Source organism: Actinoplanes hulinensis (genome assembly GCF_019429605.1).
GTDB lineage: Bacteria > Actinomycetota > Actinomycetes > Mycobacteriales > Micromonosporaceae > Actinoplanes > Actinoplanes campanulatus.
The window spans coordinates 222,647-242,650 of the sequence record NZ_JAHXZI010000007.1 but is presented as its reverse complement, the minus strand read 5'-3'; the positions used below and the strand labels follow the sequence as shown (position 1 = coordinate 242,650).

The window sequence follows — 20,004 nt, the reverse complement described above, 5'->3', positions numbered from 1 at the left end:
CGACCTAATGCGGGTAGGAGCGCGGGATTCGTGGTGACACCTCGTTGCGGAACGCCTCGATGCGGGTGATCACCTGCCGCCTGCCGATGGTGTTCTCCAGCCGGTCGAGGTAGAGGCAGCGGGCGGCGAGTTTGTCCAGGTCGACGGTGAAGTAGATGGCCATCAGCGGGTTCACGAAGAGGGTGCTGCCGCTGGTGCGCCGGGTGAACTGGACGTCGCCGAACTCGCCGCCGACGGCCGCCGCGATCTGGCCGTTGACGATGCTCGGCCGGTCCGGGGTGGCGCGCTGGGCGTCGGCGACCGCGTCGCGGTACAGCACGGCCTCACGGCTGGTGCCGGGGATCGACAGCGCCCCGAGGTAGCCGCCGTCGCGGTCCAGCGCCGCGATGTTCTCCAGCACCTGCACGTGGTTGACCCCGTGGTACGCGTCGATGCCGAAGCCGAGGCAGGTCACCAGCTTCACCGGCAGGTCGATGCCGGCCACCGCGCCGACGCTGGTGATGTCCTCGACCGGGGTGCCGAGCGCGTTCTCGTCACCCCGGCACAGGATGTCGGTCCCGCCGTCGACCAGCACGATCGCGTCGATGTCCAGGCGGTCGATCAGGAAACGGTAGCCCTCCCGCAGCGTTTGGACGCCGAGCGGAGGGAAGGCGTGAACCGTCGACGGCAGGTCGTTTCTGGCCAGCCAGCGGGCCAGCGTGCCCTCCGGGAAGTACCAGTCCGGGGTGGTCGTCTCGTGGGTCACCGCGACCACCTGCTCGGAGACCCAGTTCTTCCGGTCGATCAGCTCCAGTTCGGAGAAGGACAGGTTCGCGAGGTGCACCTCGGTGCCGTTGTTCCACAGCGCCAAGGCCAACGGCAGCCCGGCGTAGATGTCGAAGCCGCCGCCGGCGCCGGCGATCAGCACGCGGCGGGCCGAGGAGAGCGCGGCGAACATGGGAGGGGTGGCCAGCGATGCGGCGAAGTCCGTCACCCGTCCATGATCAATGATGGGCCCGCGGTACGACTTCCCGTACGGACGGCAATCTGGCGACCCGATCGGGCGGCCATATCGGCCTGATCGGCCTACTTCCTCACGGACCGCCTGATCGTTGGCCCATGGCGTACCGTCGATGTCGGTGGCCGGTGTCTTGCGGCCCGGCCGCCGCCCCCTGACCGCAAGCAGGGATGTGACGCTTTGACCGAGTTCGCTGGTGAGCTTCGCCGACTCCGCGACCAGCGCGGGCTGTCTTACCGGCAGCTCGCCGCACTCTCGACCGTGAGTTCCAGCCAGATCAGCGACCTGGAGAAGGGCCAGCGGCGCCCCACCCGGGAGATCGCCGCCGCCCTCGACCGGGCACTCGACGCCCGCGGACGGCTCGTCACGAGGCTACGCACTCCGGCGCCCGATGACGTCGAGGGCGAGTTCGAGGCGCTGGAGCTGGCGCAGCGAGCCGCCGCATCCGACGTCTCCGATACCATCCTGGACCGGCTCGACGGGATCGCCGACCGGATGGCGATGTCCTACGCCACCACCCCACCCGCCGAGCTACTCCCGAAGGTGCGCCGCCACCTGCGCTACATCGACCAACTGCTCGCCGGCCGGACGACCCTGCAGCAACACCGGCGTCTCCTGGTCGCCGGCGGTTGGCTGTCGCTGCTACGCGCCACACTGCACATCGACCTACAGCAGCGGGCCACGGCCGCCGCGCACCTGAGTACGGCGGCCGCTCTCGCCGACCAGGCGGAGCATCCCGAGATCGCCGCCTGGTGCCTGGAGACACAGGCCTGGGACCATTTGACCCGCGGCGGCCACCGACGTGCGGTGGAGCTGTCCCGGCACGCACAGGCGATCGCCCCGGCCAGCGGGTCGGCAATCGTGCAGGCGACCGCCCAGGAGGGCCGGGCGTGGGCGCGGCTCGGCGACCAGGGCGCGATGCGCGACGCGCTGGGCCGGGTCGAGCGGATGGCAGAGCACCGGCCCACGCCGGAGCATCCGGAGCACCACTACCAGTACGACCCGGGGAAAATGCACGCCTACACGGCCACGACCCTTTCGTGGGCCGGCGACCCGGCCGCCGAACGGGTTGCTCGGGAGGTGCTCGCCGAACTGGAAGCGGAGGGTGCGCGGCCGCGGCGGATCGCGTCCGCCCGACTCGATCTCGGCCTGGCGCTGCTTTCCGGCCCGCAAGGCCGCCCGGACGAGGCTGCCGCGGAGGCACGGACGGCGATCGAGTCGGGGCGAATCGTGCCATCGAACTGGTGGCGCGTCGACGAGCTGGTGGGCGGTGTGCTGGATTCGGGGGCGCCTGAGGGTCGTGAGCTGAGCGAGCGGGCCGAGGCAGCCCGGCCGGGCGTCGCCGACTGACTTGTCCGCAGGGCTGCGGACGCCGCCTCGTGACCTGCGGACGCACGGATTCTCTCAGCGGACCATCGTTCCGCCACTCTCGGCACATGGCCGTGAACTGCCGGTGGGTTGTCCCCTGCGGTGGCGCCACGGTATGACGGCAGCGGGCGCGGGGCCGTCAGGTGAAGTTTCGCGCATGCCGCCGTCCCCCGACACTGCATGAGGGGACCGACGAGATGGTCGTCAAGATCGTGCGACACCTGCTGTGGAGACGCCGGGTCGCTGCCGCGCACGCGTGGCGGAATGTCGAGCGTGCCGAGTACGAGCGGGCGGTCGGCCGCATCATCGAGCAGCCGCCGACCGGATCCGGCACGGTTCGGCGGCCGCGGTCATGAGGTGGTGGGAGGTGCCCGGCACCGACCAGTCGACTGTTCCAGATGTAACAGTCGAGCCTGAGCGCGAGCCGTCGATCATGCGCGAGCTGCTGACCGGCATACTGCCGCCCGAAGAGGTCGACCGCCTGGAGATCACACCGGGTCAGTGGTACCTGCCCGGCATTCCCCCGTGAGCCTGCCCTTGCCGGGGCAGAGGCGCAAGGTGATCCCGTCCATGATCACATTCTGGTACGCCGGTGCGGAGCCGCCCGCGACGAGGATCGGACGGTCCCTACGACAGCCCTGAGGCGATCAGTCGGATCCGCAGATGACGTCGTCCATCAGCCGCTGGGTGCGCCGGTGCACGGCGGCCCCCGCCTCCGCGTCGGCGAGCTGCGTGTGCAGCGCGATCACCGCGACCCGGTCGCCGTCGGCGCTCACCCCGTTGACGGTGCTGACGCCGGGCACGTCGCCTCCGTGCGCCCAGTACCCGCCGCACCGGTTGGGGATGAACATGATGCCCAGCCCGTACCGTCCTCCGGGAATGAAGTCCTGGTAGGTGGTGGCCAGGACGGTCTTGTGCATCTGGGCCATCTGCCGTGGCTCGAGCAGCCGCCCGTCCTGCAGCGCCTGCCAGAACCTCGCCTGGTCCGACGGCGTGCTCACCATGGCGCCGGCGGCGCTCGCCGCGGTCGGGTTCCACCGCGTGACGTCGGTCAGCGCCGCGCCCGGCGTCCACTGTTGGTAGGCCTTGGCGTGCGGCCGCGGCAGCGTCGACCGGTCGCCCGGCGCCGACGTCTCGGACAGGCCGAGCGGGCGCAGGATCCGCGAACGGACCTCGGACTCCCACGGCCGCCCGGTGACCTTCTCGATCACCATCCCGGCGAGGATGTAGTTGGTGTTGGAGTAGTCCCAGCTCGCGCCCGGCGCGAAACCCGGCTCGTGCCTCATGGCGAGGGCGACCAGATCGGCGTCCTCCCAGTGATCGAACCGGTGCTCCCGGAAGCCCTCCTCGGTGAAGAGCCCGGCCATGTCGCGGGTGTAGTTGTAGAGGCCGCTGGTGTGCTGCAACAACTGCCGGACGGTGATCCGGCGGCCGTCGTTGCCGTTGCCGGCGACCACACCCGGCAGCCACCGGTCGACCGTGTCGTCCAGCGACAGCCGGCCCTCACCGACCAGCTGCAACACGACCACGGCGACGTACGTCTTGGTGTTGCTGCCGATCCGGAGATAGCCGTCCATCGGCACCGGCGTGCCGCGCTCGAGGTCGCCGACCCCCGCACGCGCCCGGCTGACCACCCCGTCGACCCGGGTGAACCCCTGCACCCCGGTGATGCCCAGCTCGTGCAGATCGTCGACGGCGGCCGGCAACGGGCCGGGCCGGGTGGCGGCCGAGACCGGTGCCGCGGCGGCCCCGACGGCGATCGCGGTCAGAGCGGCGGCCGCGCCGAATCGACGCAGGTGTACGCGCATGTTCATGCCCTCCATACGGATGCGGGAAATGCTGCCCACCGACCGTATGAAGGTTCATGAATCATTCCCATCCGGCTAGCTCCCGGACAAAGGTGGTGCTGACCCCACCCGGTTACCCTTACCGGGGTGAGTAACTGGGCCGATCACGCCATCTGGTGGCACGTCTATCCGCTCGGCTTCACCGGCGGGCTGCACCGGGGTCCCGGCCACCGGTTCGGTCACCTCGTCGACTGGCTGGACTACGCCGTCGAGATGGGCGTCAACGGTCTGCAACTCGGGCCGGTCTTCGCCTCCGGGACGCACGGCTACGACACCGTCGACCACTTCCGCATCGACCCGCGCCTCGGTGACGACGCCGACTTCGACGAGCTGGTCGCCGCCGCCCGGTCGCGGGGTGTGCGGGTGATGCTCGACGGTGTCTTCAACCATGTCGGCCGCGGCTTCTCGGCACCCCGTCACTGGTTCCGGCACACCGGCCCGGGACCGGACGACTTCGAGGTGTTCGAGGGCCACGACGCGCTGGTCGTCCTCGACCACGACGAACCCGAGGTCCTCGACCACGTGGTCCGGGTGATGAACCACTGGCTCGACCGCGGTGTCTCCGGCTGGCGGCTGGACGCCGCCTACGCGGTGCCGCCACGGTTCTGGCGGGCCGTCGTCGACCGGGTGCGTTCGCGCCATCCGGAGGCCTGGTTCACCGGCGAGCTGATCCACGGCGACTACCCGGCCTATCTGCGCGAGAGCGGCCTCGACTCGATCACCCAGTACGAGCTGTGGAAGGCGATCTGGAGCAGCCTCAACGACCGCAACCTGTTCGAGCTGGTCTGGGCCCTGGAACGGCACGGTGAGATCCTCGGGGCGGGGCTCCCGTTCACGTTCGTCGGCAACCACGACGTCACCCGCATCGCCAGCCGACTCGACGACGTACGCCATCTCGGCCATGCCCTGGCCGTGCTGTTCACCACGGGCGGCGCGCCGAGCGTCTACTACGGCGACGAGCAGGCCTACCGCGGCGTGAAGCAGGATCGTGCCGGGGGCGACGACGACGTCCGCCCACTCTTTCCGGCCAAACCCGAGGATCTTTCGGCGTACGGGTGGCCGACCTACCGCCTGCATCAGCGGCTCATCGGGATGCGCCGTCGCCACCCGTGGCTCACGCATGCCCGTACCGAATCCTTGTCGTTGACCAACACGGCCGCCGCCCTGGTCTCCACCGCACCCGGAAACCGCCTGATCACCCTGCTCAACGTCGGTGACACCGAGACGACGTTCGACATCGACGTGGCCGGGCTGCGGGTGCTGGAGGGTGATGGCGGCACGCCCGGGACCGTTCCCGCGCACGGCTGGCAGATTCTCGGCTGAGATTTCTCCGGGGAGGACGTCAAGACGACGGGGGCGGCTCCGACTACCGGGCGGAACCGAACCCCGAAGAGGAGAAGGACGATGCGTTTCCTGATCAGCCTGCACATCAACCCGGCCGTGCTGGACGCCCTGACCGACGAGGAGAAGGCGGCCATCGGCGACGGCCACGGAAAATTCATGGAGGAGATCAAGGCGTCCGGCGAGCTGATCACCACGCTCGCCCTCGCCGACCCTTCCAAATCCGCGGTCGTTTCGGTACGGGGTGAGGCGCCCGTCGTCACCGACGGCCCGTACGTGGAGGCGAAGGAGTTCCTCGGCGGCTTCTACCTGGTCGACTGCGAGGACCGGGAGCGCGCCCTCGCCCTGGCCGCGAAGATCCCGGACGCCGCCATCGAGGGCCTCGGTGTCGAGGTGCGCCAGGTGATGTTCGCCGACGGCAACCTCGACGCGTGACCGAACCGGCCATCGAGGACCTGTTGCGCGAGTTCGCGCCACAGGTCCTCGGCGCGCTGGTCCGTCGGCACGGCCGTTTCGAGGACTGCGAGGACGCCGTACAGGAGGCCGTTCTCGCCGCGACCACGCAATGGCCGGCCGAGGGTGTGCCGGAGAGCCCGCGCGCCTGGCTGACCACGGTCGCGTCCCGGCGGCTCGTCGACCAGGTGCGCAGCGAGCAGGCCCGCCGTGTACGGGAGGCGGCCGTCTCCGCCGAGACGCCGCCGGAGGTGCCGGACACCGACGACACGCTGTTGCTGCTGTTCCTGTGCTGCCATCCGGCGCTGACCCCGGCGTCGCAGACCGCGCTGACGCTACGGGCGGTGGGTGGCCTGACGACCGCGGAGATCGCCCGCGCGTTCCTGGTGCCGGAGGCGACCATGGCGGCCCGGATCAGCCGTGCCAAGCAGCGGATCCGGGCCGCCGGAAGCTCGTTCCCACCGCCCGCGGGCGCCGAACGGCTGACGGTCGTCCTGCACGTCCTCTACCTGATCTTCAACGAGGGCTACACGGCGTCGGCCGGTGACCGCCTGATCCGCGCCGACCTGGCGAAGGAGGCGATCCGGCTGACCCGGCTCGTGCACACTCGGCTGCCCGACGACAGCGAGGCGACCGGGCTGCTGGCGTTGATGCTGCTCACCGACGCGCGCCGGGACACCCGCACCACCAGCTCCGGTGACCTGGTGCCGCTCGACGAGCAGGACCGCACCCGCTGGGACCGGGCTCAGGTGGCCGAGGGCATGGCGCTGGCGAAGGCGTCGCTGGCCGGGTCGGCGCTCGGTCCGTACCAGTTGCAGGCGGCGATCGCGGCCACCCACGCCGACGCGCCCACCGCCGCCGGCACCGACTGGCGCCAGATCCACGCCCTCTACCTGATCCTGGAGCGGATAGCCCCCAACCCGATGGTCACCCTGAATCGGGCCATCGCCCTGGCCGAGATCGACGGCCCCGCCGCCGGCCTGACCCTGCTGGCCACCCTGGACGGCGACGACCGCATGGCCCGCCACCATCGCCTCCTGTCGGTCCGCGCCCACCTGCTGGAACGCTCCGGCGACCGCACCGCCGCCCACGACTGCTACCACCGGGCCGCGAAGGCCACGGCCAGCCTCGCCGAACAGCGTCACCTGGTGTCCCGGGCCCGCCGCCTGCGTCAGGCGGGGCCGCTGTAGAGGGCCAGGACCTGGTCGGCGAGGCAGGCCGGGCGGGTGGAGCCCTCGATCTCGGCCCGGGTGCGGACCACCAGGCGGGCGCCGCCGTCGATGCGCCGGGACTCGCGGAGGGTGACCAGGCCGCGCAGGCGGGCGCCGGCCGGGACCGGCGCCTGGAAGCGGACCTTGTCGAAGCCGCCGTTGACCACCAGGGAGACGCCGTCGACCTGGACCACCTCGGTCAGGAACGTCATGCACAGCGACAGGGTGAGCGCGCCGTGGGCGATCGTGCCGCCGAACGGGCTCTCCCGGGCGGCCCGCTCCGGGTCGGTGTGGATCCACTGATGGTCGCCGGTCACCTCGGCGAACCGGTCGATGCGGTCCTGGTCGACCAGGTGCCAGCCGCTCACCCCCAGGTCGGTCCGGCCGAGCAGATCGTCGATGTCGGTGAAGCGGGTCATGCGGCTCCTCAGAACAGTGGGCAGATTGTGCAGTGATCCGGGCTCCAACCTAAGGGATCTGGGCAGGTTGCTCGTCTCCGGATGGACTTGTTGCGCAGCCCACTGCCCTTGAGCAGGCTGCGAGTCAACAGCAGCCCGCGGTGAAGGGAGCAGGATGTCTGTCAACGACACGCTGACCGATGAGGAGAAGCTCGCCGAGCTGGACCTCGCCACCCTCAAGCAGCTGGTGGGGCTCGTCGAGTACGACTCCGCCGGCGACCCCTTCCCGGTCACCGGGTGGGACGCGATCGTGTGGGCGGTCGGCAACGCCACCCAGACGGCGCACTTCTTCCAGTCCGCGTTCGGCATGGAGCTGATCGCGTACTCGGGGCCGGAGACCGGCAACCGTGACCACATGGCGTACGTGCTCAAGAGCGGCGCCATCAAGTTCGTCATCAAGGGCGGCGTGGACCCGGACAGCGAGATCATCGCCCACCACGCCCGCCACGGTGACGGCATCGCCGACATCGCGCTGACCGTGCCGGACGTGGACAAGTGCGTCGAGCACGCCCGCGCACAGGGCGCCACCGTGCTGGAGGAGCCGCACGACGTCTCCGACGAGTTCGGCACCGTGCGGATCGCCGCCATCGCCGCGTACGGCGAGACCCGGCACACCCTGGTCAACCGGGAGCACTACACCGGCCCGTACCTCCCGGGTTTCGTGGCCCGGACCTCGGCGCACCGCAAGCGTCCCGGCGCGCCGAAGCGGATCTTCCAGGCGCTGGACCACATCGTCGGTAACGTCGAGCTCGGCGCCATGGACCAGTGGGTGGACTTCTACAACCGGGTCATGGGCTTCACGAACATGGCCGAGTTCATCGGCGACGACATCGCCACCGACTACTCGGCGCTGATGAGCAAGGTGGTGGCGTCCGGCAACCACCGGGTCAAGTTCCCGCTCAACGAGCCGGCGGTCGGCAAGAAGAAGTCGCAGATCGACGAGTACCTGGAGTTCTACCGCGGCCCGGGCGCGCAGCACCTGGCGCTGGCCACCAACGACATCCTCCAGGCGGTCGACGCGCTGGTCGAGGAGGGTGTCGAGTTCCTGGCGACGCCGGACTCCTACTACTCCGACCCGGAGCTGCGGGCCCGGATCGGCAATGTCCGGGTCCCGATCGAGGAGCTGCAGAAGCGCGGCATTCTGGTAGACCGGGACGAGGACGGCTATCTGCTGCAGATCTTCACGAAGCCGATCGGCGACCGGCCCACCGTCTTCTTCGAGCTGATCGAGCGGCACGGGTCGCTCGGGTTCGGCAAGGGCAACTTCAAGGCGCTGTTCGAGGCGATCGAGCGCGAGCAGGCCAAGCGCGGCAACTTCTGACCTGATCGGGAGGGTCCCATGGCGCACTACCAGAGGGCGGGCGACGTCCCGGCCAAACGGCACACCCAGCACCGCGACGGTGACGGCCGGCTCTACTACGAGGAGCTGATGGGGGAGGAGGGGTTCTCCTCCGACTCGTCGCTGCTGTATCACCGGCACGTTCCGTCGGCGGTGATCGGCGCCCGCCTCTGGCAGTTGCCCGACCAGTCGACCGAGCCGAACCAGCCGCTGCTGCCCCGGCACCTCAAACTGCACGAGCTGTTCGACGGCGAGGAGTGGAAGTCCTGTGACGCGATCCGGGACCGGCGTCTGGTTCTCGCCAACGCCGATGTCCGGATCGGGTACGTGGTGGCCGGCGCCGCCTCCCCGCTGTACCGCAACGCGACCGGCGACGAGTGCGTCTACGTCGAGGCGGGCTCCGGCGTCGTGGAGACGATCTTCGGGGACCTGACCGTCGGGGCCGGCGACTACGTGATCATGCCGCGGGCGACCACCCACCGGTGGGTGCCGTCCGGCGACGTTCCGCTGCGGCTGTACGCGATCGAGGCGAACAGCCACATCGCGCCACCGAAGCGCTACCTGTCCCGGTACGGGCAGTTCCTCGAACATTCGCCGTATTGTGAACGCGATCTGCGTACCCCCGAGGCTCCTCATGTCGTCGAGGGGGAGAACGTCGAGGTCTACATCAAGCATCGCGGCGACGGGCCGGGTGGATTGGCCGGAACCGTGCACGTGCTGCCGCACCACCCGTTCGACGTGGTCGGCTGGGACGGCTGCCTGTACCCGTACGCGTTCAACGTCAACGACTTCGAGCCGATCACCGGCCGTGTCCACCAGCCGCCGCCGGTGCATCAGGTCTTCGAGGGCAACAACTTCGTGATCTGCAACTTCGTGCCGCGGAAGGTCGACTACCACCCGCTCGCGGTGCCGGTTCCCTACTACCACTCGAACGTCGACTCGGACGAGGTCATGTTCTACGTGGGCGGCGACTACGAGGCCCGCAAGGGTTCCGGCATCAACATCGGCTCGGTGTCGCTGCACCCGGGCGGCCACTCGCACGGCCCGCAGCCGGCCGCCATCGAGGCCAGCCTGGGCGCCGAGCGGTTCGACGAACTGGCGGTCATGGTCGACACGTTCCGGCCACTGGGCCTGGGCGAGGCCGGGCGTCTCTGCGACGACGGCGTCTACGCCTGGACCTGGGCGAAGAACCGATGAACCCGCTGTTCACCGGCCTGTTCGACGACGCCGCGATCTTCCCGCCCGGCAATCTGCCGATGGCCGACGCCGTTCGGGCCCATCGGGAGCGGGCGGAATCCGGGTGGGCGCCGCTTCTCGGCCCGTTCATCTGCTCCCTGGCCCGCTGGGACGAACTGGTCGCCGCCACGGCCGGCGGGCCGCCCCTGCGCGTCTCGCTCGTCGTCCCCGATCTCGGGGTTGACCTGCCCGAACACCCCTCGGTGGAGATCGTCGCGGTGGAGGGCCCGGCCGCGTCCGCCTACGGCGGCACGCTCACCGCGTACCACGAGATCGCCTGCGACGAGATCACCGCGACGCGCGTCGCGGCCCTGCGTGACGCCGGCCAGCGATTGAAGATCAGGACCGGAGGGGTACGCGCGGACGCGTTCCCCAGCGAAGCGCGGTTGGCCGGTGCCCTGTGGGCGGCGGTGCGCGGCGGTCTCGCGTTCAAGCTGACCGCCGGGCTGCACGATCCGGTCCGGCACCGGGATCCGGCCACCGGGTTCGAGCACCACGGCTACCTCAACGTCATCCTGGCGACCGCCCGTGCCCTCCAGGGCTACGACATCGAACGGGCGCTGGCCGACCAGGACGGCGAACGGGTCGCGGCCGCCGTCGCCGGGATCGACGAGGTCCTGGTCAAGGCGGTCCGGCACCACTTCGTCAGTTTCGGTACGTGCAGCATCAGCGAGCCGGTCGACGGCCTGCTGCGTTTCGGTCTACTGGAGGATCCGCGTTGACCTGGCTCGACATTCCGGCCGGCCACCCGTTCGGCGTCGACACCCTGCCGTACGGGGTGTTCCACACCGCGGCCGACCCGCATCCGCGCGTGGGCGTCGCGGTCGGTGACCAGATCATCGACCTGCCGGCGGCCTGCCGCCGTCTCGCCCCGGAACTGGCCGGCGCGGTGGCCGGGCCGTCGCTGGACACGCTGCTCGCGGCCGGCCCGCGGGTGTGGGCGACGCTGCGCGGCGCGCTGACCACCTGGCTGTCCGACGAGGTGTACCGGGACCTGCTCGGCGGCCACCTGATTCCGGCCGGCGACGCGATCATGCACCTGCCGTTCACCGTCGCCGACTACGTCGACTTCTACGCCTCCGAGCAGCACGCCACCAACCTGGGCAGAATGTTCCGGCCCGGGCAGGACCCGCTCACCCCGAACTGGAAGCACCTGCCGATCGGCTACCACGGCCGGGCCGGGACCGTCGTGGTGTCCGGGACCGAGGTGGTACGCCCCAGCGGCCAGCGCCGAACCCCGGACGGTGAGATCGCTTTCGGTCCGTCACAGCGGCTCGACATCGAGGCCGAGCTGGGGTACGTGGTGGGCCGTCCCTCCACGCTGGGCCGACCCGTCGGGCTGGAGTCGTTCGAGGAGCACGTCTTCGGCGTGTGCCTGGTCAACGACTGGTCCGCCCGCGACATCCAGGCCTGGGAGTACGTGCCGCTCGGCCCGTTCCTCGGCAAGTCGTTCGCCACCTCGGTCTCGCCGTGGATCGTGCCGCTGGCCGCCCTGGAACACGCCCGGGTCGCGCCACCGGCCCGGACCGTGCCGCTCCTGCCCTATCTCGACGACGAGAAGACCCCGCAGTGGGGTCTGGACATCCGCCTGGAGGTGCGGCTCAACGGCCACGTCGTGGCCCGGCCGTCGTTCGCGGGCATGTACTGGACCGGCGCGCAGATGCTGGCCCACCTCACCGCCAACGGCGCCTCGCTGCGCACCGGAGACCTGTACGCCTCCGGCACGATCAGCGGCGGCGACCCCGGCTCCCTGATCGAACTGTCCTGGAACGGTCAGGAGCCGATCATCCTGCCGGACGGCTCGGTCCGCACGTTCCTGGCGGACGGCGACGAGGTCGAGATCACCGCGACCGCCCCCGGCCCGTCCGGCACGCTGATCGGCCTCGGCACGGTCCGTGGCCGTATCGCGGCGGCCACCCCGATCTGACCAGCCGCCGGGACCGGCCTCAGGCCGGGCCCGCGATCCGCTGCATCTCGGCCGCGGGCAGGGCGGGGTTGGCGGCCGCGTGCTCGGCCAGTTCCGGGTCGTCGAGCAGCGCGACGATCCGGGGTACCGGCAGGCGCGGGCACGCGGCCATCGCCTGCCGGACCGCCGGATCCGGGTCAGCGCCCCGACCGGTGCCGCCGGATTCCGGAGCAGCCCACGAATACGAGCATCAGTCACCGTCATCGACGGCGGCTCCAACGCAGCCCAGCGTGTTCCTCGCGGGCCCGATCATTCTGGACCGGCTTGGCCGGCGGTTGTGCTGCGGTGGTGCGGGTCGACCCGAATGTGGCCCAGCCAACACTTTTTCATTGACTTTCACGATTGTTAAATCGGAATTCTGATAGCCCGTTTGACATCGCTAAACCTCGATGTCTAGGGTTGCCCTGCGCATGCGCGGCTCACATCACGGGGAGATCGGCAGCGACGCCGGAACCCCTTCCTGTGCCATCGAAACCAGCACAAGGGGGAATCCTTGCAGCGGTTAAGAGGGATCATCGTGGCCGTCCTGCTCGGCTCCGGGGTGGCGCTTGCCGCTCCGACGGGGCCGGCCACGGCGGCGCCCACATCGGAACCGGAACTCGAACGGCTCAGCGCCAGGGCCGAGCCCGCCCAGGTGGCCACTCGCAGCGCGCGGTGGACCAAGGCACGGATCGACAAGGCGATCGAGACCGCCAAGCCGATCCAGTACTCGCCGGCCCTTCCGACGACGCAGAAACGCACCAAGGACTTCACGGCCCCGGCCCGTACGATCGCGCCGCCCGCCGCCGCGCCCCGCTCGGCGACGACGGCTGCCCTGCCGGCCCCGGCCACACATGGCCGGATGTATGCCATCACCGCGGACGACTCCGTCCTGGGCTGGTGCTCGGCTTCGGTCGTCAACAGTGGTCAGCGCAACCTGATCATGACCGCGGCGCACTGCCTGCACTCCGGCGAGGGCGGCGACTGGGCGTTCGTGGACGCCTTCTTCGTCCCGCAGCTCTACGGCGACTCCCAGCCGTACGGCGTCTTCTGGGCCAGCAGCTGGACCATCTGGTCAGCGTGGTCGGACGACTCCGACGACGACTACGACTACGGATTCGTCAACCTCTACGCCAACGACCGGGGCAACGTGGCCGACGTGGTCGGCGCCAACGGGCTCCGGGTCAACAACGGCTACGACAACACGGTCGTCGTCTGGGGCTACCCGGCCGACGACGGCTACCCGGGTGACGTCCCCTACTACTGCGACAAGGTCACCACCTACGACGGCAGCTGGTGGGACTCGTACGTCTACGTCGGCTGCATTCTCACCGGCGGCGCGAGCGGCGGGCCATGGCTGGAGGATTACAATTACTCCAATTCTCTGGGCTATGTCATCGGTTTGACATCCCGCGCCGGTGTTGATTTCGATTACTCGCTGAGCCCCTATTTCGACGACGACGTGGCTGATCTCTACCACGAAGTGGACTGAGGAGCGGAAATGACGGATGACGGCCACCACGGCAGGCACACGCTGCGGGCGGTGGCCGTCATCGCCGTCGTCGCGGTGGTCGTGATCCTGATCGCCGTGGTCGCCACGTCGCGCCGGAGACCACCGCACCCGCTGCCGTCACCCCGCCCGCCGGCGCCCACCGCGTCACCGATCGTCCGGACCACCACGGACCTGGGCAGCTCCGTCCGGCTGACCGTGCGGATCGTCGCCGAGCAGGGCTGGATCCGGTTGAGCTCAACGGTGATCGCCGCTCAACCCGCCCGGGAGTACCGCATCGTCGTCCGGACCACCGGCGGCACCGAGGTGACCGCCGGGGCCTGGATCGGATCGAGCACGCACACGCTGGAGGGCGTCACGGTCGACGGCACCGCGGCGGTCCCGGTGGCCGAGGTGGCGTCCGTCGCTGTGACCGACGCCGACGGCCGCCGCTACGCCACGGTCTCCTTCACCTGAGTCTTTCTCAGACCGATTTCTGGTACGCGCGGAACGTGCGCGTCGACAGCAGCAGCATCGCGACCGCCGCCAGCAACCATCTTGACGGTGGTGGACTTGCCGGCGCCGTTCGGGCCGAGCAGCCCGAAGACCTCGCCGGCGCGGACGGTCAGCGAGAGCCCGTCGAGGGCCCCACGCCTCGGATCCGAGTGCGGATGCAAAACCCGGGAAATCGCTGTGACAGCCGTGTGACCGCCCAGGTCGTAGGCTGGCGGCGAACGGCGGAGGTGGCGTGTTGAGAGTCCTGGTGGTCGAGGATCAGATCCGCCTCGCCGACTCGGTGGCCCGGGTGCTGCGCCGTGAGGGCATGGCCGTCGACGTCGCCTACGACGGGACGGTCGCTCTGGAACGCGCCGCCGAGACCGACTACGACGTCGTCGTCCTCGACCGGGACCTGCCCGGTGTGCACGGCGACGAGGTGTGCGGCGAGCTGATGCGCGAACCGCAGCGGACCCGGGTGCTCATGCTGACGGCGGCCGGGACGCTCGCCGACCGGGTGCTCGGCCTCACCATGGGCGCCGACGACTACCTGCCCAAACCTTTCGCGTACGCCGAACTCGTCGCACGGATCCGCGCCCTGGGCCGCCGCAGCCAGCCCGCCGTGCCGCCCACGCTGGCGCACGGTGACCTGACGCTGGATCCGGCGCGGCGGGTCGCGACCCGCGCCGGGCAGCGGCTGCCGCTCAACCCCAAGGAACTGGCCGTCCTGGAGTACCTTCTCACCGCGCGGGGCCGGGTGGTGTCCGCCGAGGAACTGCTGGAACGGGTGTGGGACGAGGCCGCCGATCCGTTCACCACGACGGTCAAGGCCACCATGAACCGGCTGCGCGCCAAACTGGGCGAGCCACCCGTCATCGAGACCGTGCCCCGCGCCGGTTACCGCATCTGAGAGGGGAACCCTGGTGGCCTTGACGGTCCGGTTGCGGCTCACCCTGCTGTACGGCCTGCTCTTCCTGTTCTCCGGCGCACTGCTGCTGACCATCACCTACGCCCTGGTCGCCTACAACCGGGGCGCCTCCTCGCTGTCTGTCGAGAGGTCGGCGGACGGCCGCGAGATCATCACCGCCGTCGTGCTGGGCGACATCGCGCCGCCGGACTCCGACCTGCCCGCGGATCTGCGCCAGGTGGTCGCGGCCGCCCGCGAGCAGGTCAGGATGGAGAAGGCCGAGGTCATGCACCTGCTGGTCGTACAAGGCTGTGTGGCGCTCGGCGTCATGTCGGTCATCTCGATCGGCCTGGGCTGGGTGGTGTCCGGACGGCTGCTGCGCCCGTTGCAGACCATGACCGGCACCATCCAGCGCATCTCGGCGCACAACGTGCACGAACGCCTGGACGCTCCGGGCCCGCGTGACGAGCTGAAGAACCTCGCCGACACGGTCGACGGCCTGCTCGGGCGACTGGAATCGGCCCTCGACTCGCACCGGCGGTTCGTCGCCAACGCGGCACACGAGCTGCGTACCCCACTGACGTTGGAACACGCCCTGCTGGAAGAGGCCGTCATCGACCCGGACGCGACGGCCGACACGTTCCGAGAGCGGTTCAAGGAGCTGATGGCGGTCAGCGAGCAACAGGCGCGCCTGCTGGAATCGCTGCTCGTGTTGGCGACCAGCGAACGCGGCCTGGACCGCCGGGACGGCATCGACCTGTCCGGACTGGCCGGAGACGTGGCACGCGCCCTCGCGCGGCGTCACGGGTTCACCGTGGTGGCCGACCTGGCACCGGCCCGGATCGCCGGCGATCCGGTGCTGATCGAACGGCTTCTGGCCAACCTGGTCGACAACGCGATCGCCTACAACGTCCCGGACGGGCGGGTCGACGTGACGACCGGCACCGAGGACGGCCGTTGCTTCCTGACGGTGACCAACACCGGGCCACCGGTGCCGCCGGAGCTGGTGGACCGGCTGCTCACCCCGTTCCAGAGGCTCAACCGGATCGCCGACGACGGCCACCACGGCCTGGGCCTGTCCATCGTGGCGGCCATCGCGACCGCCCACTCCGCCGAGCTTTCGGTGCGCGCCCGGCCCGAGGGCGGGCTCGCCGTCACCATCTCTTTCCCGACGGAGAATGTGCCCGCCGTGTGACCGGCCGGGGCGTAGAAATCCCGGCATGACGAACACGAGAAAGACCTGGACAGTCGCCGCGCTGCTGTGCGGAACGCTGCTCTCCGGCTGCGCCGCGATGCCGGGCGGATCGGACGAGGACATGTTCCAGCAGGCGATGGACTACACGAAATGCCTGCGGGAGAACGGCATCCCGAACGCCCCCGACCCGGTGCGGGAGGACAACGGCGTCAGCCAGGAACTGCCGAAGGTCGACGACGCGGTGCTGAGAAAGGCGGAGGAGGCCTGCCGCGACAAACAACCGCAGGGCGAGGACGACGGCGGCGGCACCGTCGATCCGGCGAAGGTCACCGCCTGGACGACATGCATGCGCGGAAAGCTGCCGAACTTCCCCGACCCCGAGGTCGAGGGCGACACCGTCAAAATAGTTCTCACCGGTACGGGGATCGATTCCCACTCCTCGGAATTCAAGGACGCCAGAGAGGCCTGCGACTCCCAAGACCCGGGCGGCAACACGCATATCCAGGACCTGGACTGATGGCCCCGAAACGAACCCTGCTCGTGCTGCCGGCCCTGGGCGTCACGGTGATCGCCGTCGCCGCCGGCACCGGGATGCTGGGCGGCGACGGCGACCCGGCCGAGGTGGCGCTCGCCGGGCCACCGGCCACCGCCACCGTCGAGAAACGCACCCTGACCCGTACCGAGAAGGTCAGCGGCGACCTCGGCTTCGGCGACACCACCGGGGTGCAGGCGCCCCTGACCGGCGGCGGCATGGTCACCTGGCTGCCCGGCGAGGGTGACGTCCTCGAACGCGGCGACACCGTCTACCGCCTCGACCAGCGGCGGGTCCCGCTGCTCTACGGCACGATCCCGCTCTACCGCACCCTGTCCACCGGCAGCCAGGGCGCCGACGTCCGGCAGCTGGAACGCAACCTCCATGCCCTCGGCTACACCGGATTCACGGTCGACGCCGCATACACCTCGTCGACCGCGGCCGCCGTCCGCGACTGGCAGGACGACCTGGGCCGCACCGAATCCGGCCGGGTCGACCCGGGCGACGCCGTGGTGTCATCGGGGGCACGTCGCGTCGCCGAGATCGCCACCGAGACCGGCGCCGCCGCGTCCGGCGTGCTGCTGCGCTGGACAGGCACCACCCTCGTCGTGACCGTCGACCTCGACACCGACTACGCCGACCTGGTCAAGGACGGCACCTCGGCGACCGTCGAACTGCCCGACGGCACAGGCGTCACCGCGCGGGTCACCGACATCGGCACACCCACCTCGCAGGAGAAGGGTGGCGCCACCCTGCCCGTCGAACTCGCCGTGCCCGAGCAGAAGAAGCTGGGCCGCTACCAGGTGGCGTCGGTCCAGGTGATTCTCGCCGCCGAGACCCGCGAGGACGTGTTCGCCGTACCGGTCACGGCTCTGGTCGCCCGGTCCGGCGGCGGCTATGCCGTGATGACCGGCGGCGAGTATCTGCCGGTCAAGACCGGGCTGTTCTCCGGCGGCTACGTGGAGATCTCCGGCGACGGCGTCACCGAGGGCATCTCCGTGGGGGTGCCGGAATGACCACACCCGTCGTCGAGTTGTCCGGGGTCTCCAAACGGTACGGTGACGTGCTCGCCCTCGACGACGCCGACCTGCGCATCGACCGCGGGGAACTGCTCGCCGTCGTCGGCCCGTCCGGCTCCGGGAAGTCGACCCTGCTGCACATCATGGGCACCCTCGACCGGCCCACCACCGGGACGCTGCGCATCGACGGGTACGACGTCGGCGCGCTCAGCGACCGGGAGCTGTCGGTGCTGCGCGCCCGTGCCATCGGTTTCGTCTTCCAGCAGTTCCACCTGGCCCGCGGGGTGCCGGCGATCGACATCGTCGCCGACGGGCTGCTCTACACCGGCCGGTCACGCGGCTTCCGGCGGCAGGCCGCCGAGCGGGCGCTGCACCGGGTCGGCCTCGGTCACCGGATGAGGCACCTGCCGCATCAGCTGTCCGGCGGCGAGCAGCAGCGGGTCGCCATCGCCCGCGCCGTCCTCGGCGATCCGCCGCTGGTCATGGCCGACGAGCCGACCGGCGCCCTCGACTCACAATCCGGAGAGACCGTGATGGCGCTGCTGCGCGACCTCAACGACGCCGGCACGACGATCGTCGTGATCACCCACGACCGTGACATCGCGGCCTCGCTGCCGCGACAGGTCCGGCTCAAAGACGGCAAGATCATTTCAGGGGTACGGGCATGAGCGCAGTCATGAAGCCCGGGCGGCGCCGACGCGTGGCGGAGGTGTCGGCATGAGCGTCCCGCCGTTGGTTCCGGCCAGAATGCCGGTCGCCGACGTGATCCGGGTCGGCGGGCACGGCCTGCGATCACGTCCGTTGCGGGTGTTCCTGTCCGCGCTCGGCATCGCGATCGGCATCGCCGCGATGGTCGGGGTCATGGGCATCTCCGCGTCCTCGACCCACGAACTGGATCGGCGGCTCAGCTCGTTCGGCACCAACCTGCTGACCGTCACGGCCGAGGAGGAGTCCCACCTGCCGACCACGGCGGTCAGCATGATCGGCGCGCTGCCCGACGTCGACAGCGTGTCGGCCGTCGGGCGCACCGGCGTACGGGTCTACCGCAACGACCACATCCCCGCGGAGCGCACCGGCGGCATCGTGGTCTACGCGGCCCGGACCGACCTGCCCACGGTGGCCGGCGCCCGTACCGTCGCCGGGTCCTGGCTCACCGAGGCGCACACCGCCTACCCGGCCGTGGTGCTCGGCTGGACCGCCGCGAGATCCCTGGCCGTCCACGAGACGGGCCCGGACCAGCTGGTCTGGCTCGGCGGCCGATGGTTCACGGTGGTCGGCATCCTGGCCCCCAACGACCTGCTCACCGATCTCGACTACGGCGCCTTCGTCGGCTGGCCGGTGGCCGAACGCGAACTCGGCTTCGACGGCTACCCGACCACCGTCTACACCCGTCCGCAGCAGAGCGCGGTCACCGTCGTACAGCCGCTGCTCGGCGCCGCCGCCAACCCGGAGAACCCCGGCGAGGCCACCGTCTCCCGCCCGTCCGAGGTGCTGAAAGCCCAGCTGGAGACCCGTCGTACGCTCAACGCCCTGATGCTCGGTCTGGGCGCCGTGGCCCTGCTGGTCGGCGGCATCGGCGTGGCCAACACGATGGTCATCTCGGTCCTGGAACGCCGCTCCGAGATCGGTCTGCGCCGCTCCCTGGGCGCCACCCGGGGCCAGATCCGCACCCAGTTCCTGGCCGAGGCCCTGCTGCTGTCCCTGCTCGGCGGTGCCGGCGGCGTCGCCCTCGGCATCGGCATCACGGCCGCCTTCGCCGCCACCCAGGGGTGGGCCGTCGTCGTACCCCCGTGGGCGATGGCCGGCGGCGTCGCCGCGACCCTGCTGATCGGCGGCCTTGCCGGCTTCTACCCGGCCCTGCGCGCCGCCCGCCTCCCACCCACCGAGGCCCTCGCCAATCCGTGACGATCAAGGGTACGCCGGACGATGTAATCGTCGTCCTGCCCGGGGCCCTCGTATGGGTGACGGGCGATTGTCGAGCATTTTTCGCTGATCTTATTTCGCGTCGTGTGACCAGCGGCGATGGTGAGGAATGGGGGTCATAGGGCAACCGGATAATCGGGTCCACATAGTCACTACGCAGCATTTCCGACTTATGCGCCTGGTTCATCCTCTTCGTAGACTTCATACTAATGCGTAGTTCTGAGGGTGTTTCGCGAAACATCGGGGGAG

23 protein-coding genes are annotated in these 20,004 nt (G+C 70.2%); 18 read left to right on the top strand and 5 right to left on the bottom strand.

Translation table 11 applies throughout. The features are described 5' to 3' along the window. Positions 1-4: 4 nt before the first annotated feature. Entirely contained in the window at positions 5-973 is a 969-nt protein-coding gene (locus tag KZ829_RS15365) for a DUF1152 domain-containing protein (RefSeq protein ID WP_308285498.1), read from the bottom strand. 204 nt (positions 974-1,177) lie between these two features. On the opposite strand from KZ829_RS15365, the gene KZ829_RS15360 reads away from it, so the two are divergent. From KZ829_RS15360 to KZ829_RS15350, 3 genes are all read left to right on the top strand, one after another. Further along, a complete protein-coding gene (locus KZ829_RS15360; RefSeq protein ID WP_220144571.1) occupies positions 1,178-2,347 on the top strand; it encodes a helix-turn-helix domain-containing protein in 1,170 nt (389 codons plus the stop codon). Positions 2,348-2,562: 215 nt separating this feature from the next. Beyond that, positions 2,563-2,721: a hypothetical protein gene (locus KZ829_RS15355; protein ID WP_220144570.1), complete on the top strand. Its 159-nt coding sequence runs from the start codon at positions 2,563-2,565 to the stop codon at positions 2,719-2,721. 11 nt (positions 2,722-2,732) lie between these two features. Beyond that, complete coding sequence (locus KZ829_RS15350; RefSeq protein WP_220144569.1) at positions 2,733-2,894, top strand: hypothetical protein; 162 nt, start codon at positions 2,733-2,735, stop codon at positions 2,892-2,894. A 118-nt stretch (positions 2,895-3,012) separates the two neighbouring features. Here KZ829_RS15350 and KZ829_RS15345 read toward each other — a convergent pair whose 3' ends face one another. After that, complete coding sequence (locus KZ829_RS15345; RefSeq protein ID WP_220144568.1) at positions 3,013-4,173, bottom strand: serine hydrolase domain-containing protein; 1,161 nt, start codon at positions 4,171-4,173, stop codon at positions 3,013-3,015. Between the two features lie 126 nt (positions 4,174-4,299). Here KZ829_RS15345 and KZ829_RS15340 point away from each other — a divergent pair, with 126 nt between their 5' ends. The 3 genes from KZ829_RS15340 to KZ829_RS15330 all read left to right on the top strand — a co-directional run bounded on the left by KZ829_RS15340 (position 4,300) and on the right by KZ829_RS15330 (position 7,196). Next, entirely contained in the window at positions 4,300-5,535 is a 1,236-nt protein-coding gene (locus tag KZ829_RS15340) for an alpha-amylase family glycosyl hydrolase (RefSeq protein WP_220144567.1), read from the top strand. 81 nt (positions 5,536-5,616) lie between these two features. Further along, positions 5,617-5,988: a YciI family protein gene (locus KZ829_RS15335; RefSeq protein WP_220144566.1), complete on the top strand. Its 372-nt coding sequence runs from the start codon at positions 5,617-5,619 to the stop codon at positions 5,986-5,988. Further along, positions 5,985-7,196: an RNA polymerase sigma factor gene (locus tag KZ829_RS15330; RefSeq protein WP_220144565.1), complete on the top strand. Its 1,212-nt coding sequence runs from the start codon at positions 5,985-5,987 to the stop codon at positions 7,194-7,196. The genes KZ829_RS15335 and KZ829_RS15330 overlap by 4 nt, the downstream gene beginning before the upstream one ends. Here KZ829_RS15330 and KZ829_RS15325 read toward each other — a convergent pair. Continuing rightward, complete coding sequence (locus tag KZ829_RS15325; RefSeq protein ID WP_220144564.1) at positions 7,178-7,636, bottom strand: MaoC family dehydratase; 459 nt, start codon at positions 7,634-7,636, stop codon at positions 7,178-7,180. The genes KZ829_RS15330 and KZ829_RS15325 overlap by 19 nt on opposite strands. A 154-nt stretch (positions 7,637-7,790) precedes the next feature. Here KZ829_RS15325 and hppD point away from each other — a divergent pair, with 154 nt between their 5' ends. From hppD to fahA, 4 genes are read left to right on the top strand one after another with little or no spacing between them, the layout of a single operon-like run. Beyond that, positions 7,791-8,996 carry a 4-hydroxyphenylpyruvate dioxygenase gene (gene hppD, locus KZ829_RS15320; protein WP_220144563.1) on the top strand — a complete coding sequence of 402 codons (1,206 nt, stop codon included), beginning with the start codon at positions 7,791-7,793 and terminating at the stop codon, positions 8,994-8,996. An 18-nt stretch (positions 8,997-9,014) separates the two neighbouring features. Then, positions 9,015-10,211 carry a homogentisate 1,2-dioxygenase gene (locus KZ829_RS15315; RefSeq protein ID WP_220144562.1) on the top strand — a complete coding sequence of 399 codons (1,197 nt, stop codon included), beginning with the start codon at positions 9,015-9,017 and terminating at the stop codon, positions 10,209-10,211. Beyond that, positions 10,208-10,972 (top strand): hypothetical protein, encoded by a 765-nt coding sequence (locus tag KZ829_RS15310; protein WP_220144561.1) that lies wholly within the window; start codon positions 10,208-10,210, stop codon positions 10,970-10,972. Before KZ829_RS15315 ends, KZ829_RS15310 begins: the two co-directional genes overlap by 4 nt. Beyond that, positions 10,969-12,177, top strand: coding sequence for a fumarylacetoacetase (gene fahA, locus KZ829_RS15305; RefSeq protein WP_220144560.1), 1,209 nt, complete (start codon positions 10,969-10,971; stop codon positions 12,175-12,177). Before KZ829_RS15310 ends, fahA begins: the two co-directional genes overlap by 4 nt. 19 nt (positions 12,178-12,196) lie before the next feature. Here fahA and KZ829_RS43960 read toward each other — a convergent pair whose 3' ends face one another. Further along, positions 12,197-12,328, bottom strand: a complete 132-nt coding sequence (locus KZ829_RS43960) for a hypothetical protein (protein ID WP_281428131.1) — start codon at positions 12,326-12,328, stop codon at positions 12,197-12,199. Between the two features lie 381 nt (positions 12,329-12,709). On the opposite strand from KZ829_RS43960, the gene KZ829_RS15300 reads away from it, so the two are divergent. Both KZ829_RS15300 and KZ829_RS15295 read left to right on the top strand, forming a co-directional pair. Further along, positions 12,710-13,687: a trypsin-like serine peptidase gene (locus KZ829_RS15300; RefSeq protein ID WP_220144559.1), complete on the top strand. Its 978-nt coding sequence runs from the start codon at positions 12,710-12,712 to the stop codon at positions 13,685-13,687. A gap of 9 nt (positions 13,688-13,696) precedes the next feature. Continuing rightward, on the top strand, positions 13,697-14,161 hold the full coding sequence (locus tag KZ829_RS15295; RefSeq protein ID WP_220144558.1) for a hypothetical protein: 465 nt from the start codon (positions 13,697-13,699) through the stop codon (positions 14,159-14,161). Here KZ829_RS15295 and KZ829_RS44880 read toward each other — a convergent pair. Continuing rightward, entirely contained in the window at positions 14,137-14,361 is a 225-nt protein-coding gene (locus KZ829_RS44880) for an ATP-binding cassette domain-containing protein (protein WP_372453869.1), read from the bottom strand. The two genes, KZ829_RS15295 and KZ829_RS44880, sit on opposite strands and share 25 nt — an antisense overlap. Positions 14,362-14,435: 74 nt before the next feature. On the opposite strand from KZ829_RS44880, the gene KZ829_RS15285 reads away from it, so the two are divergent. Genes KZ829_RS15285 through KZ829_RS15260 form a run of 6 tightly spaced genes read left to right on the top strand, consistent with a single transcriptional unit; the run spans position 14,436 to position 19,737 of the window. After that, complete coding sequence (locus tag KZ829_RS15285; RefSeq protein ID WP_220144709.1) at positions 14,436-15,089, top strand: response regulator transcription factor; 654 nt, start codon at positions 14,436-14,438, stop codon at positions 15,087-15,089. 13 nt (positions 15,090-15,102) lie between these two features. Next, positions 15,103-16,281 (top strand): sensor histidine kinase, encoded by a 1,179-nt coding sequence (locus KZ829_RS15280; RefSeq protein WP_308285497.1) that lies wholly within the window; start codon positions 15,103-15,105, stop codon positions 16,279-16,281. Between the two features lie 25 nt (positions 16,282-16,306). Further along, the gene (locus tag KZ829_RS15275; protein ID WP_220144557.1) at positions 16,307-16,798 is read left to right on the top strand and encodes a hypothetical protein; all 492 of its coding nucleotides are present in this window, start codon (positions 16,307-16,309) and stop codon (positions 16,796-16,798) included. Next, a complete protein-coding gene (locus KZ829_RS15270) occupies positions 16,798-17,829 on the top strand; it encodes an efflux RND transporter periplasmic adaptor subunit (RefSeq protein ID WP_220144556.1) in 1,032 nt (343 codons plus the stop codon). Before KZ829_RS15275 ends, KZ829_RS15270 begins: the two co-directional genes overlap by 1 nt. Next, complete coding sequence (locus tag KZ829_RS15265; RefSeq protein WP_220144555.1) at positions 17,826-18,500, top strand: ABC transporter ATP-binding protein; 675 nt, start codon at positions 17,826-17,828, stop codon at positions 18,498-18,500. Before KZ829_RS15270 ends, KZ829_RS15265 begins: the two co-directional genes overlap by 4 nt. Positions 18,501-18,549: 49 nt before the next feature. After that, complete coding sequence (locus KZ829_RS15260; RefSeq protein WP_220144554.1) at positions 18,550-19,737, top strand: ABC transporter permease; 1,188 nt, start codon at positions 18,550-18,552, stop codon at positions 19,735-19,737. Positions 19,738-20,004: the final 267 nt, after the last annotated feature.